Here is an 18,724-nt window from a genome sequence, read left to right on the forward strand (position 1 = left end):
CTTACTCACCCTCATCCAATCTAATTCGTGGATCAATTAAGCCATACAAAATATCAACTACTAGCATAATTCCGATAAAAAGCAGTGCATAAAAAAACGTAATACCCAAGACAACGTTATAGTCATTTGCTTGAATTGCACTAATATACAAGGTCCCTAATCCTGGAATTGCAAAAGCTTTCTCGATTACCATACTACCAGCAATTAAATCGATCATTAATGGTGCTAAAACAGTAATCACAGAAATTAAAGTATTTCGTAAAACGTGATGACCGATTAATTGATATTTTTTAATTCCCTTAGAATCAGCCAAACGATAATAATCAGAATTCATGATTTCAACCATATCGTTACGGACATATTTTTCAATACTTGCCATCGTAAATGTACTCAAAGCCACAGTTGGCAAAATACTGGATAAAAATGGCTGATTAGGTTGATAAGTGCTTGGGAAAAACATCAATTTGTAAGAAAATAACAAAGAAATAATTAGTGCAACTACAAAGTTTGGTAAACTAATTCCTAAAACTGATACTCCAGTCATTAAGTTATCCCAAATGGTATTTTGCTTTAAAGCAGCAACAACACCCATTAAAAAACCAGTAACTGCTCCTAAGGCAGTAGCTTGCAGCCCAATTTGAAGTGACACAGTAAAATGTTGCAAAATCATGGTTGTTACTGGTGTATTAACTTGAATTGAATATGACACTCCAAAATCACCAGTTAGCATATTCTTCAAATAATTCACAAATTGCAACCAGACTGGTCCGTCTAAGCCATATTTATGATAAAGTGCTGCAACTTGAGCATGGGTCATTTTTTCATCATTAAACGGTGATCCCGGCATGACCTTTTCCATCATAAACAGAATTAAAGTAATCAAAAATAAGGTAACAATTGCAATTAGAATTCTTTTTAAAACATATTTTTTCAAATTCATCCCTTCTAACTATTTAATATAATAATGGAGCTGAGATTAACTCCCAGCCCCGATTAAAAATTCCTTGATTTCTATTTAATTGATGCATATTTAAAGACAAATGGTACACCAGCAATGTGCATCTCTAAGCCTTTAATATTAGGTCTAATTAAAATCGGATAACCATTTTGGTATAGCGGTGGACAAGAAGCGCTGTTAATTAAAACATTATTAGCTTTAAGGAGCTTGTCATAGCGCTTAGCCTGATTGGTCATTTGATTAGAATCAGCTAACAGTTGATCAAATTCTGCATTTGACCAGCGACCATAGTTACTATCATTTTTGGATTGGTACATACTTAAAATCGCTGTTGGATCAGCATAGTCAGGTCCCCAACGAGTAAGGGTTGCATCATAATTGGCCTTCATCATCTTATCAACCCGTGTCTTCTTAGAAACCTGTTGCAGATTAACTTTCATCCCTGGCAAATTCTTTTCAATTTGCGCTTTAATATAAGCTGCCACGTTCGCATAAGAAGGATCACTATCATCATAAAGTAGCGTAAACGATCTTAGTTGTGTACTTGACTTAGCTTTCTTCCAATAACGCTTAGCCTCAGTAGGTGAATATTGTGAATAATTTGTCGTTGACTCATCTGCAAAATCTTTACCAGTTTTAGGATTGGTAACTAAATCCTTCATAACCATTGAATGGGTTGGAACAGATCCGTCTTTTAGAATATGTTTTGTTATCTCTTGGCGATCAATACTTGCAGAAATTGCCTTACGTAAATCAGCATTATCTAAGCCAGGCTTTTTAACATTAAACATTACATATTGGGTAAAATTACCAACCTTATTCTTAAAGCCTTTATCCTTGCGATACTTAGAAACCAATTGACCACTTAAGTGAACATAATCGGCACTACCATTTTGATAAGCTATTGCTGCCTTTTCAGGATCAGTAATCACATTAAGCTTAACTTCTTTGATGTTAACGTTCTTAGCATTCCAGTATTTAGGATTTTTTACTAAATTAACGTTATTATCGCCTGACTTCCAATCTTTTAATTGGTAAGGTCCCTCATATACAAGATGCTTAGAATCTTGAGCAAACTTCTTACCTACCTTTTTAAAGTATTGATGATTGACTGGCGAAAAAGCGCTAAACGCCAATAATTTAGATAGGTATGGCACTTCCCTATCGAGTTCAACTACTAATGTTTTCTTATCTTTAGCTGAAACACCTAATGATTTTACCGGCTTTTTTCCTGCCACAATAGCATCTGCATTTTTAATTCCAGCAGCGCCTGGCTGAAAATTGAACGCAGAAGCAATCTTAGGATCAGCTAGACGTCGCCAAGAAAAGACAAAGTCATCAGCTGTGACTGGATCTCCATTTGACCATTTGGCATTCTTACGAATAGTGTAGGTCTTAGTCAAGCCATGATTACTGCTTTTTACTTTTGAAGCTAAGGCTAATTCTGCTTTTCCCTTAGGATCAATTGTATAAAGTCCTTCATTAATATTATCAACTACAGTAGATGAAGTATTTTGATATGCTAATACTGGATCAAGTGAGTCAACTGGCACATCTTGAACGACCGTTATTTTGCTTTGCTCTTTATTACTTGAATTGGAATTGTTCTGACAACCTGTTAACAGCATGCCAAAGCAAGCCAACGTAGCCGTAGCAAATATTGCTCTTTTTTTCATAATCTCCCTCTTTTCTAAAATGATTTTTGATGTCCAAAGCCACCAGAAATCTTGCAAGTAGCTGCTGCACTCTTACTAGCTGCCACAGCTGCTTTACATAAATCTGGTTCATCCAAATAGGAAACTAAAAAACCAGCGATAAAGCTGTCACCAGCTCCCATGGTATCAGTTACCGTAATACTTTGAGCTGGTTGATAATATCCACTTTCAGCATTGAGCAAAAAAGCGCTGTTCGAACCGCGAGTTATGACTATAACTTCTGGTCCTAATGTTAAGCAAGATTTCGCAAAAGCTTCAGCCTCTTGATCACTTAAATCAGCTCCAGAGAAAAAAGCATAATTAATATTAGGTAAAACTTGCTTTAAATAATGCTCCTTGCGACAATCAGAAAAATCAAATGCTACTTTAGTTACATCATGTAAGTCTGACAAATAATTTTCTAAACTGGCATAAATCCCAGTATGGACAACATCGAATTTTTTGATTTCAGCAAAATCATCTGGTGTCAGCTGCAAAGCTAATAAATGCTGTACAGAATTTTTTGGTCCTGCCTGAAATTCACGCTCACCATCGTTAATGACAACTCTTGGCTGAGCTGTAGGTGCATAAGCTTTACGACAATTCACTAACTCAACCTGTTCTTGTTTTAGCGATTCATTAATGTGGGTTGCACGATCATCATTGCCAAAGATTCCCAAATATGCTGCAGTAGTTGCACCTGCTCTTTTAGCATCGACTGCAACATTAACACAATTTCCACCAGGAAAATATATTTTTTGCTGGATATAAGTATCAGCAACATTATCCCCAATTGCAATTAGTTTCATGGATTACACCTTTAATAGTCCAAATGCCACATGTAACGACGAGCTTCTAGTGAATGTCCACGATGATATTCAAACCCTTCTGCTAGCTGCCTATATACAACACCAGACAAAATTTGAGAATAATAATCTCTAAAGTCTTCCGCAATTTCATGCATATCAAAATCAGCATTATCAATAACATAAACTTTTTGACTATGTTGCTTAGCAAAATCAACTACGCGTTGATCCATTTCTCTAGAAACACCCATACCTTCACAAATAATAAATGGTACGTCGTAATCTGTAACTTCGAAAGGACCATGGAAATATTCGGCTGAATTAATATAGCTACTATTAATCCATTGCATTTCCTGTAGCCAGCATGCTGAAAACGAATAAGTTTCACCAGCATTAATTCCTGAACCAACAGCATAGATCAATTTCTCGCGCTTTAATTCGCTAGTCCATTGATCCGTAATTGATTTATATTGTTTACGCGTGCGAGCTGCAATCGTTTCTAAGTCATCTAGACCCTTTAAACCTTGGTCATATTTAGCATCTCCAGTTAGTTCTTTCAAAAAGCCAAATGTAAAACCGTACAATACTCCAGTATTTAAATCTGCAGCATCTGTACCCTTACCCCAACTATAGTGCAAAGTATAATCTGCAGCTTTTTCCAAAGCGGAGTCTGCTGTAAAGGTAATTGCTACGGTCATTGCTCCCTTTTGTTTAGCAAACTTGGTAGCTTCAACTGTTTCAGGAGTACTTCCAGAATGTGAACAGGTCACTACTAAACTGTGCTTGCCTAAATCATGGGGATCACGACTAATAAATTCACGAGCAGGCAGAATTGTAGCCGGAACATCACATTCGCGACCTAAAATATATTCTGCTGGCTGCATAAATGCTAAAGAACCTCCACAGGCTGCAAAATAAACATGATTAATGGGCATAATCTTTTTTGTTGCAGCAACTGCCTGCTTAATTTCTTGTTGATATTCTTTCTTCATAAATAATTCCTTTCTAATTACTTGTTATATGATGTTATATAATAAGATAGTAGTATTATTTTAATCTGTCAAGCTTTTTTTAAAAAATATTTCATATAATATCCAGACTAATTAAGGGAATCACTTTTTACTAGCTGTATGGTATTGAATTAAAGGTTATGTTCACAACAAAAAAGCTTTCACAAGTTTGTGAAAGCTTTTTTAAATTTATTAATTTTTGTTTTATCTTTTACGACAAATGTTTACCGATTTGATTACCAATAAGTGATAAGGTAAAACAAACCACAAAGTACAGCACCGCTAATGCCGCAAACATTGGTAAAATGTAGTTGGCATTTTGCCCATAAATAACTTGAGCATGCTGCATCATCTCGGGTACCACAATAATTGTCGCTAAGGATGTATCTTTGATCAACGAAACAAATTGACTAATAATCGTGGGAATCATATTCTTATACGCCTGCGGAAGCACCACATGCCACAAAGCCTGGACGAAAGTCATCCCAGTTGAACGTGCGCCTTCCAGTTGCCCCGGATCAACAGATTGGATACCTGAGCGAACTATTTCGGCTAACATGCTTGATTCAAAAACGGTCATGGCGATAATCGCTGCAGGAATGGTTTCCGGTCTTAAGCCAAAATTCGGTAAGCCAAAATAAGTAAAGAAAATAATCAACAACAGCGGTACATTGCGGACAATATCGACAATAAAACCAACAATTTTTGACAAATACTTAATCTTAGAATAGCGAATTATTCCTAAAATTGAACCAAAAATAAAACTTAAAATAACAGAAATTACAGAAATATAAATCGTTACCCAGAGGCCCATTAACAAAAAACGTATATTAAGCCACGAAAACGCGTTAATCCAGTTTTGCATTGTTTGTCCTCCTTAACTAAGCTTCTTCTCTAAGTGCTGCATATAATAACTGATTGGTAAGGTGATAATCAAATACAGTACCCCTACTACCAAATAGGTATTAATCGTATCAAAAGTAGTTGAAGCAATTGAGTTAGCCTGATACATCAGATCAAATCCAGCTACAAAAGCTAGCACTGATGAATTCTTGACCAAGTTGACAAATTGATTACCTAAAGGCGGAATCACAATCTTGAAGGCTTGCGGTAAAATAATATACCGCATCGCCTGCCAATAGGTCATCCCTGTCGAACGTGCACCTTCCATTTGACCAGCACTAACTGATTGAATCCCTGAGCGAATTGTTTCAGCTATAAAAGCGGATGTATACAAAGTTAATCCGATTGTACCAGCTGTAAAACCATTAATCTTTACCAAATACATTGGAATCACCAAGTAGAAGAACATTGTAACTACCAGCAGTGGCACATTACGAAAAATTTCTACATAGGCATGCCCAATTATTCGGGCCACCTTATTAGGCAGCACTTCCATAATGGCAAAAACAGTACCAATTATCAAACTAAAAAATAACGCAATTATACTAGAAAGGACTGTCCAGCCCAATCCAACTAATAAGTCATTACTAAAATGGGTAAAAATATTAATCATCGGCGATACAGCTCCTTATATTTAAAACCGGGAACATTGCCAAACCATTTTTTAATTAACTGGTTATATTCACCATTATGTTGCATTTCAAGGACTGCTTTATCAACAGCCTTAGTAAATGAGGATTGCCCCTTATTTACTGCTACACCATAAGGCTCATAGGTAAATGTGCCACCTCTAACTTCATAACCTGGGTTTTCAACTGCTAATCCCATTAAAATACCATTATCACTGGTCAAAACATCACCTTGACCAGACTTCAAAGCATTCATTGCCTGAGCATAATCTTGTAATTCAATTACTTTAGCTTTAGGAGCAACTTTCTTAATATTGGCAACATTATTAGCTCCTACGACACCAATAACGGTTTTACCTGCCAAATCCTTAGTAGACTTTATCTTGGAATCTTTGGGTACTAACAGCGACTGACCTGCACTAAAATATGGTTTAGAAAAAGTAATCATTTTTTTACGTTCAGGTGTAATTGATAAAGTAGCAATTACCGCGTCAATATTATTATTTTTTAATAGCGGTATTCTAGATTGTGAAGTAGTAGTAACAAACTCGGCTTTACCCTTAGGCCCCAATATGTGCTTGGTAATGTGCTTGGCCATATCTACATCAAAGCCCTTTTGCTGACCATCACGAACATCTATTAACCCAAATAATTTAACATCACCTTTAACACCCCAGGTAATAGTATTGGATTGCCGCACATTATTTAAAACAGACTGATCCTTGTTATTTCCACATCCAGTTAGAAACAAGATACTAAACAACAAAGGAAATAGCCAGAATTTCTTTTTCATGATTGGCCTCCTTAATGGTCGATAATTTTACTTAAGAATTGTTGTGCCCTTTCTGTCTTAGGTTGCTTGAAGAAGATATCACTATCGTCATCTTCAACTACTCTACCTTGATCCATAAAGATTACTCGATTAGCAACTTCTTTAGCAAAGCCCATTTCATGAGTAACAATTAGCGAAGTCATGCCACTATCATTAGCCACTTTCTTGATAACCTGCAAAACATCATCAATCATTTCAGGATCAAGAGCAGAAGTTGGTTCATCATATAAAATGAGCTGTGGTCGCATTGCTAGCGTTCGCGCAATTGCTACACGTTGCTTTTGTCCACCAGAAATTTGTGCAGGCATATTGTGAGCCCACTTTTCTAAGCCGACCATCTTAAGCAGCTCCATAGCCTGCTCTTCATTTTCTTTTTCAGGCAGATGGCTAACTATACGTGGTGCTAGCATAATATTTTCTAGCACGTCTTTATTTTTATAAAGATTAAAATGTTGAAATACCATTCCAACATCACGTCGCAAAATGTTAGGGTCAGTCTTAGGATCAGAAAGATCATGATTATTAACAATCAATTTACCTTCTTGGAATGATTCTAATCCATTAACTGTTCGAACCAGTGTACTCTTTCCTGAACCAGAAGGCCCAATCAAAACAACGGTTTCACCCTTGTCAATTTCTAAATTAATGTCGTGCAAAGCATGGAAATGACCATAATACTTTTGCACGTTATGGAATTCTATCATCGACATTTTATCACTTCTTTCATAATTTTTTTGGTTACGCCGACTTCTATTTTACTATACCGATAAAGAATTTAGAAAAATATTCTCTTTTTTTAATAAAAAATTATATTATTTTTATAATTATTAGTCACCAAAAAAGCCTTGACGCAGACGCATCAAGACTTAAGCTGTTGTTTAATTGTTAAATTTTATTCATTAATATCTTTACTTGGAGTTCGCTTGCCAAAGTTTAAAGCTAACATTACTCCAATAATTGCTAGAACTAAAGTAAAGTACAGTCCATAATGAACACCATTAGTAAACTTAGCTGCGACATTGGCACCTGAATAAGCATTTTGTCCCCAGCTCAAAAAGCTCGTAGCTAAAGCAGTAGCAACGGCACCAATAATTTGCTGCATTGTATTCAAAATCGTACTACCATCAGCAGATTCCGCGCCCTGCAGTGAATTTAGCGCGTGTGTTTGAGCTGGCGACATTGCCAGCGGACAACCAATCATTAAAACAATATGAGCAGCAATCACATAACCTAGTGATGAATTGCTATTAGAAAAAATCAACATTACGATTCCGATAACCGCAATCACAAAACCGGCTACTGCTGGCTTTTTAGCACCAAACGAATCATACAAGCGACCAGCAAATGCTGAAACGATCGCATTGATAATACCACCAGGTAACATAATCATTCCCGTTATCGCAACTGGTAATGATAAACCTTTTTGCAAATATTGTGGCAATAAATACATCGCCGATAAAATAATGGCAAAATCAATCATCACTCCGCATGCTCCCAAAGCAAAAGCACGCTGATTGAAAACATGAAGATTCAAGACTGGTTCACTTAAACTGAGTTGCCGTTTGGCATAAAGCACCAAAACGATCACTCCGATAATCAACAGACCAATAATTACTGGTGAAGTCCAGCCTAATTCACTCGCTAGACTCACACCCATTACTAGGGCTGAAAAACCAACAATAGATTCAATTACTGACAACAGATCAATCTTGGGTTTGGTCAATTGACCCACATTTTTCAAAGCAAAAATCGCTAAAATTAATGCAATTACTAAAAAAGGTACAAACATCCAAAAAACGTAGTTCCAGGATAAAGCTCCTAACACAATCCCAGTTAAAGTTGGCCCAATTGCGGGAGCCAGCATAATTACTAATGCGCAAACTCCCATGGCTGTACCCAATTTTTGTGGTGAAAAAATTAGCATCGCAACTGTGAACATTAACGGCAAAATTAACCCGGTTCCAATACCTTGAATCATTCTACCAGTTAACAAAATCGCGAAGTTAGGTGCCATTGCCGAAACAATAGCTCCAACGATAAAATCAACCAAACCAAAAATCACAATTTGTCTAGTAGTAAACCATTTTGATAAAACGCTTGAAAATGGCAAAATAATGCCAATTAATAGCATATAGCCTGTAACTAGTAGCTGAACCTGCGAGGCACCAACATTAAATTCTTTCATTAACTGTGGTAAAGCAATATTCAGAGATGTTTCTGAAAGCATCCCCACAAATGCACCAATCAACATGCTGGACATGACTAGCCACGGCTTTTCAACCTTGACAATTGCATCCATTTTTTTCATTTAATAAACTCCTCCTATGCGCTCCATTTTCGAGCGACTCGATTATCATAGCAAAACAAATTTTTTTGTGTAAGTTTGATAGCACTTCCAAAATAAAAAAAGTTAGTTTACACTATTTTAAAAGGAGAGAATTATGGAAAAAACTGAAAAATATCAATTGCTTGTTAACCAAGCTCGCAGCTTACTTGAGAATGAACATGATCTAATCGCCAATATGAGTAACATTAGCGCTCTACTATTTACTTTACCAAATGTCAGCTATGCTGGATTTTATCGCTATCAAAATCACGAGCTAATTTTGGGACCATTCCAAGGACCAGTTGCTTGCATGCATATTGCGCTTGGCAAAGGAGTTTGCGGTGTTGCTGCCAAAACTCAAAAAACGCAAATCGTATCTAACGTTCATAAATTTGCTGGACACATTGCCTGCGATGCTGCTACTAATTCGGAAATTGTAGTTCCAGTAATCAAAGATAATCAGCTGATTGCGGTCTTAGATCTTGACAGTAACGACTTTAATACCTTTGATGAAATAGATGCCAAATTCTTGGAAAAAATTGCCCAACTAGTCGTAAAATAAACGGGGAATTGAACCGATTTTTAATACAAGCAAAAAGCCTAGCTAAAACTAGGCTTTTTTAATTAGCTAATTTTCAGAATTGATATCACTTAACAAAAGCAGTCTTTTTAACATACTTATTCTTACCTATCTTGTAGAATTTCTTTCCTGAGATTTTTGTCAGATTACTTTCTGTATTAACTTTGGTCCCCTTTTTAAGTTTTTTCTTGGATATTACTTTGCCCTTTTTATTATAAACACGAGCATTATGCTGCAACTTTCTTGAAACTTTAGGCTGCTTTTTAGTAAGACAACTACCATTAATCCAACCCTGGCCTGAAATGTACATTCTTTGCGTAGCATTATAATACGTAATAGTCTTAGTTACTGTAACTTTTTGCTTTGAAGTAACAGTTGATGCTTTATCCGTTTCAGTATGATCAGTTGGCCACTGATAAGTTGGACCATTCTTTTTAACATAATAAGTTATTTTAGCATTCGAAATTTGTGGATCATATTTCGTTAAATCATAATCAACAATTCTTTTATCAAGAGTTTGATAATAATCGTGGGCTGTAGCATAAGTTCCGGTCAACGCCTTAGTCACATCATGAAAAGTTGGTGCATTTTCAATCCAAGTTTTTTGATAAAACAATGGATCAGTAGAAATGCCATGACGTAATTTAGTTCCATTATCATTAAATGAATCATTGAAAGTCGCATATTTTCTAAAATCAGCAGTTATATAATAACTATTACCGTTGGCATCTTCTTCTCGAGTTTTCTTAGCATATTTATCACCTGTCCACGTATCATTAGCTTTCATACCAAATAAGTTATTGGCATTAACCGCTAACTCAGATTGTCCCCAGTTTGATTCAACAATTGCTTGGGCCAACATTACTGATGGATAAACACCATATTTTTTAGCTGATTTTTCTGCCTGAACTGCCGCAACATCTAAAAATTCTTCTTGTTGATCAGTTAACAGAGCTGTTTTGGATTTTGACGAAGCTGAGTCTGCCAAAGCTATTTGACTAACATTAAATGGAGTAGCTGCTACAAAAATTGCTGCTGCTACCAGACTAGTTATTATTTTTTTCATAATTAAAACACCTTCCATATCTACTCTGGAAATAGCTCATTGATTCTATTTTCATCAAAGCCGAAAAACCAAGTTAATAAAAATCCACCTAAATACGCAATTAGCATGGCAATGATAAATTGTAATTGCTGACCAGGTTGAATAATCAATAATCCAAAGATTCCTGATACACCTTGAGACACTGTCCCTAAGTGAAACAATGATGCTGCAACACCACCAAAACCAGCACCTAAACAAGCGGTAATAAATGACTTACCTAATGGTAAAGTTACAGCATACATTAGTGGCTCGCCAACACCTAAAATTGCAACTGGGATTGAACTCATTGCCAATTTTTTAAAGCGCTTATTTTTACTTCTAAAATACAAGGCTAGTCCAGATCCTACTTGACCACCACCGGCCATTGTTATGATTGGCAGCAAATAATTGATACCATGCGTTGGCCCCGTTGGGTCGTTTAACATTACATGGATTGGCGTTAAAGCCTGATGCAACCCAACTGATACTAAACCTAAGAATGAAGATGACAGAATATAGCCACCAATCCAACTGAGCTTAGTATACATAAAGTCCATTACAACATATATGATATTAGTTAACCAACTACCAAAAGGCTGCAAGAATACCACGGATACTAGACAACAAAAGACAAGCGTTAAGATAGGTGTAAAGAAAGTATCTAAAATATTTGGCATCCAAGTTCTTATCCATCTTTCAGTTAGAGCAATAAAAATACCCATAAATAACGCAGTCATCAACCCGCCAATTCCTGTAACATACGGTTGATTAGTAATTGGCATCGAAATAGCTAATGAGGCCAAAGGAAATGACGGGATTCCACTTAAACAAAAAATACCGCCAATCCCACCTAAAATTGCTGAACCCTTGAATTCCTTTGCAGCATTCATTCCAACAAAGACGGGTAAAAAGGCAAATAGTCCCCAGCCAATAGTCTTAATGGTTATATACCACCAATCATTAGCAAAAGCATTACCTGTCTGATAATCAATTACGTTAGTTATTCCGTTAACTAGTCCTGCAGCAATAATACCTGGTAGTAATGGAACAAATACATTGGCAATATGGTGTAATCCTCTTTGAAGAGGTTTATCATGCTTAGCCTTTTGTGTAGCCTTATTCTTCTGGGCTTGTACTTTAACATCATCTAAATTGCCAACATCATCGTCGTCTTGTCCCAAGTCCAAATTAGCCAAAGCAGAAAATTCTGCCGCCACTTTAGCTACCTTCCCAGGTCCAAGTACAACTTGCAAATCATTATCTTGACTAACAACACCCAAAACACCATCTGTACTCTTTAGTTCATCAATATTAGCCTTAGATTTGTCAATAAGAGTTAGACGCAAGCGAGTCATACAAGAAATAACTGCTTTTACATTTTCTTTACCTCCCACTGAATCCAGAATTTTTTTGGCTAAAATTTGTTCGCTATCTTTCTTCATTGTAGTTACCCTTTAATTTAATTGATCTAAAGCCCAACCATAAGCATTTGGTGCAACTTTAGTCCAGTAAGTCCAATTGTGATTATCGCCAGAATCCTTAACGAACTTAACATTAACATCATTAGTCTCTAGCTCTTTAACAAATCTAGAAACATCTTTAATTGGTACAGTCGTATCAGCTGAAGTCGATTCTACAAAAAACTTTACCTTGCGTGAATCAGAGTTTATATATCTAGTTGGAAAAACCGAATTATAAAATTTATCAGACCAGCTAACATCACCGTCCATAAAAGCATGCATCCTCATTCTAATTGGATTATCTTTAGGCAAATGCCGCCAAACCGCTGGAGAAATTAAGACTGCTTTATTAAAAATAGTTGGGTACTTCAAAGCTAAACGAGCAGCACCATAACCGCCCATAGAAATACCACCAATTGCGGTACTATTTGGATCAGTCTTAGTCTTATATAGCTTATTGATTGTTGGGATCAAGTCATCAACAATCGCACTCTCCATTTGCATTCCACCATTTTTTTGATTGATGTAGAAGCTGTTAAAACCATCAATAAAAACCACAATCATTTTTTCATTTTTACGGTGAATTAACCCATCCAAAATCTGTTGCGAATTAAAGCGTTCTAGCAAATTTCGGTGATTGCCATCAACTCCATGCATCATATAGAGGACTGGATAACGCTTGTTACTATTTGCGTTATATCCTGCAGGCAAATAAACATCATAATCCCAATCCATATGGAGTTTTTTCGAATACATTGTTGTCGTTACAACTTGACTTTGATTCGGTTTAACCGCAGAATCAGCAGCAGCTTTTTTCTGTCCACAACCAGTTAACAATAATCCTAGAGGTAATACTGCTAATGCTGAAAGCCAATATTTTCTTGATTTCATTACTTTTTCTCTTTCTAAAGTAAGAATGTTATTTATCTAAAACATAATCTTTTATTTGCTTACCAAGCTTTGATTTTAAAAACTGATCAATGCTATTTCCACGCTTGCTTCTAGCTTTTAAAGTATCAAATATCGCATGGAGATCATTTTTATCAGAATAGCTTTGATCACCAGAATTTTTCTGAATTTCATTATAACGTTGGGTCGCTAAGCTAATTAGTTTACTATTATTAGCAGAAGTGGAATCATTATTAATTCCTGCATACGCTAGTCCAACAATATCACCATATTTAGCAAGTAAATAATGGCTGCCAGCAAAATCATTCGGGGTTTCTTTAGCATTAATAATCGGTGTGTTTCGACAATTCGTTAGCAATATAACTGCTGTATTATCACGAGGATCAACAACTGTTAAAGTTCCTGTCCAACCTGTATGACCTACAGTATTTGCATCAGACAAGTTAGAAAAGGCCCATGAATATTTCCCACTAGCTTCACGCCTCCAACCCAAACCGTATGAAGAATCTGTAGATTTAGGCTTTATAAATTCATCCAAAGTGTCCTCATCAAAAATTTTACTTTCACCGTAACCGCCATGATTAATGACAGTTTGTGCTAAAACGGCTAAATCGCTCGCATTACTAAACAATCCGGCATGTCCGCTGACACCTTTCATCGTATAGTAAGCTTTCTCATCGTGAACTTCGCCTTGAATCGTATGTGTTCTAATGTTGTTAAAATTAATCGTATGATCTCGAGTATTACCATTTAATTCAGTTGCCGCAATTTGATTCTTAGAAAATCCTTTCTTTAAAGGGTTAAAAAGAGTATGCGTCAAATTTAATTGCTGATATATATTATTTTCAACATAGTCATCTTCAGACTGGCCAGTTACTTTTTCAACAATTAATCCTAATAACATATAATCTACATCTGAATAAATAGTTTTAGTTCCTGGCTTATAAGCAAGCGGAGTTGCAATTATTTTTTTCAAAACTTCAGACCGCTCTTGTGTATACACCGGGTTGATATTTTTACTAGTTTTATCAGAACCAGTTGGATCATAATTATTGTTATGATATTGCGGATCTGCTGGAAAACCAGCTTGATGCATTAAAATATCACGAATAGTTAAATTGGATTTACCCTTAATTGCGTCACTGGCTCCATCTTGAAAATCAGGAAAAATTGTTGCTACTTTTGCATTAATGTCTAATTTACCTTCTGAAACCAGTTTTTGAATTGCAAAATTAGTGGCATACATTTTGGTATTGGAAGCCAAATCATACAAGGTATTATTATTTACTTTAGTACCTGTTTTTAGCCGCTTATCGTTTTCAGAGTAACTATTTAGTAATCCATATGCACTTTTCTTGATAATCTTACCATTATGCACAATGGCTAATTGAGCTGAACTAAATCCATGATTAATTTCTTGTTTAATTAATGTATCTAATAATTTAAACGAATTGTTCTGTAAATTAGCTTTTTTCTTTGAAGCGTCAGTTAGAGTTGGATATGGAACCCTAACTTTAAGGATATCTTTTTCATTAATCGCTTTATTTACTGAAATTTGTAATGAATTATTGCCATTCTTGGTTAAAGATCCGATTTTTAACTTAGTCCAAGTATTTGACTTGACCGAACTTAAGTTAACTTTTTGACCATTAACATATAAGCCAAATTTTTTTGGCTTATTAGAATAAACTGAAACTTCCCCTTGTCCAGCAAATCCATAAAACTTTCTTGTAACATTATTAAGCAAAGACCAAGTATCAAAATCAGGATTATCATCTTTTTCATCAATTGGAAAAGTCTGAGATAGTTGATAGTCTTTTTTATCATTTGAAGTAGCCAAAACACTCGCCTCTACATTACTCGCTGCCATACTATGACTTATTAAAATTCCAATCAGTAGAACTGAAAATACAACAAAATACTTGTTAAGAATCCTTTTTTTCATTCTAATCCCCTTCATATCGCATTTTAAATTGCTTACATTTTTGAATTCGCTTTCAGTATATAGCAAAGGAAAATAATTTTCAATAAATTTCAAAAAAATAAAAATTTATTTTTTAAGTAAAAGGTGAATCTATAGATAGCAGTATCTTCAATTTTAAAAGAAAAAAGCAGTGGCTTAATATCTCATTGAATATCAAGCCACTACTAGGTTAGTGTATTTTGTGTTAAAGCTTTAATTTTGATTTAGTAATTTATCCTTATAATAATTAAAGAAACTCTTCTTGCCTGTAATAATTGAAGTTGACCCTACCATACCGTATTTTAAAAGTTTTCTAGTTGCTGGGGATACTTGCGCTGTCGAAGTCACAACATAAGCAGTTTGTTGTTTATCAATATTAACTGGTGAAACACTAATTTGTTTAATCTTACCTGTAATGATGACTGGTTTAGGAACATTACGGGTAATTTTAAAGCGGATTTTTTGTCCTCGTTTTACTGAAGAAATATCTGCTGTTGACACGTATGACTTAAGTTGCAGTTCCGTCTGTTTTTGTAAAACCGGATAAATTTGTGCTACTTCACTACCAGCTGGGATATACTGCGCCTTTTGATATTGGTCATTAATATGCAAAACTCCACTTTTAGGTGCTTTAATCCGATAAGTCTTAGCTTGATCTGTCAAATTATCAATATTAGCAGCAACTTCCTGTAACTTTTGACGGTTATCAACTAATTGCTGAGACACTTTCTCTAGTTCCTGCATTTGTAATGAATCAAGCTTGGAGTTATTTTCTTGTAATTGATAATCTGTATCTTTTTTAGATTGCTGATGGTCTTTATGTTGTTGATTTGCTTGCTCATTCTGCGTCAGCACTATCTGCCTTTGTGCCAAATAGTCCTTCAAAATAGCGCGATAACCATATTCATCATCAGTAGTAAAAACATCTTGATTTTGCGAAATTCCCTGCTTTAACAAATTTAAGTTCGTCTGTTGTTGTTGCAAATTCGATTGCTGTTGCTTATAGTATTGCTGCTTATGTTGATCTGCACTAGCATTGTAAACTAATAATAACTCTCCTCGCTTAACTAGCTTACCTTCATGTAATAAATTACGCTTAATTACATTAGTAGAGGATGATTGCACGACCGCTGCCGCGTGTTTAGGTTCAATCGTACCCATACCAGCAATCGTAATCTCCTTTTGTCCCCAAAAAGAAAAAGCTAGAACCACTACAATGATTAACGCCATTGGAATAATAATCATTGTGGAAAAGTTATTGAAACGTTTGGTATAAAATTCGCTACTTTCTAGGTATTTTTGATCCATTATTAACTTCTCCCCTTATTCACTGACCAAATCATAGTAATAGCCATGCTGTGCTAACAAGTCTGCATGCATACCTTGTTCCACTAACTTACCATTATTAAGTACCACGATATTGTCTGTTTCTCGGGCAATCGATAAACGATGCGCAATAAAAATAATGGTGCGATCAGACAACTTCAAGAGATTCTTAACTAGTCGTTTTTCGGTAATAGTATCTAGTCCACTGGTTGACTCATCTAAGATCAACACTTTAGCTGGTGATAATAATGCACGAGCAATTGCCAAACGCTGCTTCTGTCCACCTGACAGAACTGTTGCGTCTTCGTCAAGATGAGTTTCAAATTGCATTGGCATTTTCGCAATATCATCTGCAATTAATGCTGTCTGACAAGCCGCCAAAATATCATCTGGACTAGTATCTGACCGGTTACCTAACTTTAAGTTATCAAGAATTGTCCCTGAAAATAAATACGGATCTTGAGGCAGATAATTAACATAGCTGCGCAAAGTATGCTTATCAATATTCTGTAAATCATGACCATTAATCAAAATTTGGCCTGACTTTGGCTCAAAGAAATTAACTAGCAACTTAACCAACGTGGACTTACCCGATCCACTCATACCAACAATGGTTAACTTTTCATTAGCTGGAATCGTTAAATTAATCTGGTGTAGGACATCTGCGCCATAGCCATATTGGTAGGAGACATTCTTTAATTCAATTGGTCCTGCCAACTGACTAACCTGCTTGACTGGTCTAGTCTGTTTAAATTCACTCTCGACCAAAAAGACCTCATTTAACCGATTATTAGCTACTTGGGCGCTCTGCAACTTAGGTTGTAAGTTAATAATATTCTGTAAAGGATTAACGAAAAAGGATAATAAAGCATTGTAAGTCATCAATTGACCAACCGACAATTCGTTATGAATGACTAAGCCAGCCCCAGTCCATAAGATAACAACTTCTAAGGCTAACTGGACGAACAACTTAATTGCCTGTTGCAACGTATCTGACTTAGTATAAGCCAAACTCTTCTTAAGGAAGTCAACAAACTCACTATCTATCTTTTGGTAACGAGTATCTTCACTATTTAGGCCCTTAATCGTTTCAATTCCACGAATATCTTCAATAATTGAAGAACTAACTACACTATTAGCTTCCATTTCCTTTTGATTAAGGCGTTCAAACGGTTTAGTAAAGGCAAGGATAATTACGACATAAATAGGAAGAGAAATTAACGTAATTAAAAATAGTTTGCTACTTTGAATTCCTAGAATGACCCCCATAATGACCACAATACCAACATCTAGTAACATGGATAAGACAGCACTAGCAAGTGCATCAATAATCTTACTAGCATCTGAGAAACGGGAGACAATCTCACCAGTATTGCGAGTGGCGAAGAATTCCATAGGCAACTTAAAAATGTGCTTAATGTAACCCAGAATAATTTCAATCGATAGCCGTTGCCCCAGAATTGCTAAGAGGAAATTCTGCGCATAGGTGAAAATCGCTTGAAAAACATAGAACACGATTAATCCGATTGCAATAATTGCCAAAGTATTCTGTAAGTTATTCGGAATGTAAGTATCAATGATCGCTTGTAAGAAATACGAGCCAACAATACTGATAAGTGTGGTCAATAAAGCTGCTAGCACAATGTTAAGTAGCAGCTTCTTTTGCTTAAGTAAGCCTGGAATAAAAGAGAATAAAGAATTTTTCTTTTCTTTCACCGGTTCATAGGTAGCCTTAGGTGCAATAAAGATTGCCACCCCAGTCCACTCTTGTTCGAACTTAGCCTTGGATATTTTCACAACGCCAACTGACCCATCTGGGTCAGCTATCGTCACCGTTTTTTTACCCACTTTTAGCACAACATAGTAATGTTCAAGTTCTTGATTTTTAATCACATGTGCAATAAATGGTAGTGGTAAGTCTTTGACATCAAATAATGACATATCTGCCTTAATTGCTTTAGTTTCAAAACCAAACTTCTGAGCAGTCTTGACCAAGCCAAGTGCTGTCGTTCCCATTTGATCAGTCTTGGCCAAGTTACGCAACTTGGCTAAAGAAACTTGAGTTCCAAAGTGCTTGAACAACATCGCCAGAGCCGCTACCCCACAATCGGTCTCATCAACCTGTTGTATATAAATTTTATTATACATAAATACCCAACTTCTTAAATCGCTTTCTTTTTATATTCCTAATTATACTAATAAAAAAAAAAAAACAATTTATTCCTAAAAAATGTTGACAATTTT

Annotated in this window: 16 protein-coding genes; 1 reads left to right on the forward strand and 15 read right to left on the reverse strand. The window is 35.7% G+C overall.

Annotated features, from left to right (window positions below; translation table 11 throughout):
- Position 1: 1 nt before the first annotated feature.
- From OZX56_RS06655 to OZX56_RS06695, 9 genes are all read right to left on the reverse strand, one after another.
- On the reverse strand, positions 2-934 hold the full coding sequence (locus tag OZX56_RS06655; protein WP_277139356.1) for an ABC transporter permease: 933 nt from the start codon (positions 932-934) through the stop codon (positions 2-4).
- Between the two features lie 77 nt (positions 935-1,011).
- Entirely contained in the window at positions 1,012-2,634 is a 1,623-nt protein-coding gene (locus tag OZX56_RS06660) for a peptide ABC transporter substrate-binding protein (protein WP_277139357.1), read from the reverse strand.
- 14 nt (positions 2,635-2,648) lie between these two features.
- Positions 2,649-3,461, reverse strand: a complete 813-nt coding sequence (locus OZX56_RS06665; RefSeq protein ID WP_277139358.1) for a PfkB family carbohydrate kinase — start codon at positions 3,459-3,461, stop codon at positions 2,649-2,651.
- A gap of 11 nt (positions 3,462-3,472) precedes the next feature.
- Positions 3,473-4,450, reverse strand: coding sequence for an SIS domain-containing protein (locus tag OZX56_RS06670; protein ID WP_277139359.1), 978 nt, complete (start codon positions 4,448-4,450; stop codon positions 3,473-3,475).
- 229 nt (positions 4,451-4,679) lie between these two features.
- Entirely contained in the window at positions 4,680-5,333 is a 654-nt protein-coding gene (locus OZX56_RS06675; protein WP_277126014.1) for an amino acid ABC transporter permease, read from the reverse strand.
- Between the two features lie 12 nt (positions 5,334-5,345).
- Positions 5,346-5,984 (reverse strand): amino acid ABC transporter permease, encoded by a 639-nt coding sequence (locus tag OZX56_RS06680; RefSeq protein WP_277126012.1) that lies wholly within the window; start codon positions 5,982-5,984, stop codon positions 5,346-5,348.
- Positions 5,981-6,793, reverse strand: a complete 813-nt coding sequence (locus OZX56_RS06685; protein WP_277126010.1) for a transporter substrate-binding domain-containing protein — start codon at positions 6,791-6,793, stop codon at positions 5,981-5,983. Before OZX56_RS06685 ends, OZX56_RS06680 begins: the two co-directional genes overlap by 4 nt.
- A gap of 11 nt (positions 6,794-6,804) precedes the next feature.
- A complete protein-coding gene (locus tag OZX56_RS06690; protein ID WP_277126008.1) occupies positions 6,805-7,542 on the reverse strand; it encodes an amino acid ABC transporter ATP-binding protein in 738 nt (245 codons plus the stop codon).
- Positions 7,543-7,724: 182 nt separating this feature from the next.
- Entirely contained in the window at positions 7,725-9,131 is a 1,407-nt protein-coding gene (locus OZX56_RS06695; protein WP_277140366.1) for a DHA2 family efflux MFS transporter permease subunit, read from the reverse strand.
- Between the two features lie 142 nt (positions 9,132-9,273).
- Between OZX56_RS06695 and OZX56_RS06700 the strand changes: the two genes are divergently transcribed.
- Positions 9,274-9,720: a GAF domain-containing protein gene (locus OZX56_RS06700; RefSeq protein ID WP_277126005.1), complete on the forward strand. Its 447-nt coding sequence runs from the start codon at positions 9,274-9,276 to the stop codon at positions 9,718-9,720.
- An 85-nt stretch (positions 9,721-9,805) separates the two neighbouring features.
- On the opposite strand, the gene OZX56_RS06705 is transcribed toward OZX56_RS06700, so the two are convergent.
- The 6 genes from OZX56_RS06705 to OZX56_RS06730 form a co-directional block, all read right to left on the reverse strand.
- Positions 9,806-10,804, reverse strand: coding sequence for a glucosaminidase domain-containing protein (locus OZX56_RS06705; protein WP_277139360.1), 999 nt, complete (start codon positions 10,802-10,804; stop codon positions 9,806-9,808).
- Between the two features lie 20 nt (positions 10,805-10,824).
- Positions 10,825-12,264, reverse strand: a complete 1,440-nt coding sequence (locus tag OZX56_RS06710) for a PTS transporter subunit EIIC (protein WP_277139361.1) — start codon at positions 12,262-12,264, stop codon at positions 10,825-10,827.
- A 12-nt stretch (positions 12,265-12,276) separates the two neighbouring features.
- Positions 12,277-13,173 (reverse strand): alpha/beta fold hydrolase, encoded by an 897-nt coding sequence (locus OZX56_RS06715; RefSeq protein ID WP_277139362.1) that lies wholly within the window; start codon positions 13,171-13,173, stop codon positions 12,277-12,279.
- Positions 13,174-13,201: 28 nt separating this feature from the next.
- Complete coding sequence (gene pbp4b, locus OZX56_RS06720; RefSeq protein ID WP_277139363.1) at positions 13,202-15,136, reverse strand: penicillin binding protein PBP4B; 1,935 nt, start codon at positions 15,134-15,136, stop codon at positions 13,202-13,204.
- A gap of 231 nt (positions 15,137-15,367) precedes the next feature.
- Positions 15,368-16,462 (reverse strand): HlyD family efflux transporter periplasmic adaptor subunit, encoded by a 1,095-nt coding sequence (locus tag OZX56_RS06725; RefSeq protein ID WP_277139364.1) that lies wholly within the window; start codon positions 16,460-16,462, stop codon positions 15,368-15,370.
- A 15-nt stretch (positions 16,463-16,477) separates the two neighbouring features.
- Positions 16,478-18,628 carry a peptide cleavage/export ABC transporter gene (locus OZX56_RS06730; protein WP_277139365.1) on the reverse strand — a complete coding sequence of 717 codons (2,151 nt, stop codon included), beginning with the start codon at positions 18,626-18,628 and terminating at the stop codon, positions 16,478-16,480.
- Positions 18,629-18,724: the final 96 nt, after the last annotated feature.

Source organism: Lactobacillus sp. ESL0684 (assembly GCF_029392675.1).
GTDB lineage: Bacteria > Bacillota > Bacilli > Lactobacillales > Lactobacillaceae > Lactobacillus.

What these genes read in the sequence shown, in the direction of transcription:
- OZX56_RS06685 (WP_277126010.1), bottom strand. Translation starts at nt 6,793, where the DNA reads ATGAAAAAGAAATTCTGGCTATTTCCTTTGTTGTTTAGTATCTTGTTT.
- OZX56_RS06670 (WP_277139359.1), bottom strand. Translation starts at nt 4,450, where the DNA reads ATGAAGAAAGAATATCAACAAGAAATTAAGCAGGCAGTTGCTGCAACA.
- OZX56_RS06700 (WP_277126005.1), top strand. Translation starts at nt 9,274, where the DNA reads ATGGAAAAAACTGAAAAATATCAATTGCTTGTTAACCAAGCTCGCAGC.
- OZX56_RS06705 (WP_277139360.1), bottom strand. Translation starts at nt 10,804, where the DNA reads ATGAAAAAAATAATAACTAGTCTGGTAGCAGCAGCAATTTTTGTAGCA.
- OZX56_RS06690 (WP_277126008.1), bottom strand. Translation starts at nt 7,542, where the DNA reads ATGTCGATGATAGAATTCCATAACGTGCAAAAGTATTATGGTCATTTC.
- OZX56_RS06730 (WP_277139365.1), bottom strand. Translation starts at nt 18,628, where the DNA reads ATGTATAATAAAATTTATATACAACAGGTTGATGAGACCGATTGTGGG.
- OZX56_RS06665 (WP_277139358.1), bottom strand. Translation starts at nt 3,461, where the DNA reads ATGAAACTAATTGCAATTGGGGATAATGTTGCTGATACTTATATCCAG.
- OZX56_RS06675 (WP_277126014.1), bottom strand. Translation starts at nt 5,333, where the DNA reads ATGCAAAACTGGATTAACGCGTTTTCGTGGCTTAATATACGTTTTTTG.
- OZX56_RS06660 (WP_277139357.1), bottom strand. Translation starts at nt 2,634, where the DNA reads ATGAAAAAAAGAGCAATATTTGCTACGGCTACGTTGGCTTGCTTTGGC.
- OZX56_RS06680 (WP_277126012.1), bottom strand. Translation starts at nt 5,984, where the DNA reads ATGATTAATATTTTTACCCATTTTAGTAATGACTTATTAGTTGGATTG.
- OZX56_RS06715 (WP_277139362.1), bottom strand. Translation starts at nt 13,173, where the DNA reads ATGAAATCAAGAAAATATTGGCTTTCAGCATTAGCAGTATTACCTCTA.
- OZX56_RS06695 (WP_277140366.1), bottom strand. Translation starts at nt 9,131, where the DNA reads ATGGATGCAATTGTCAAGGTTGAAAAGCCGTGGCTAGTCATGTCCAGC.
- pbp4b (WP_277139363.1), bottom strand. Translation starts at nt 15,136, where the DNA reads ATGAAAAAAAGGATTCTTAACAAGTATTTTGTTGTATTTTCAGTTCTA.
- OZX56_RS06710 (WP_277139361.1), bottom strand. Translation starts at nt 12,264, where the DNA reads ATGAAGAAAGATAGCGAACAAATTTTAGCCAAAAAAATTCTGGATTCA.
- OZX56_RS06725 (WP_277139364.1), bottom strand. Translation starts at nt 16,462, where the DNA reads ATGGATCAAAAATACCTAGAAAGTAGCGAATTTTATACCAAACGTTTC.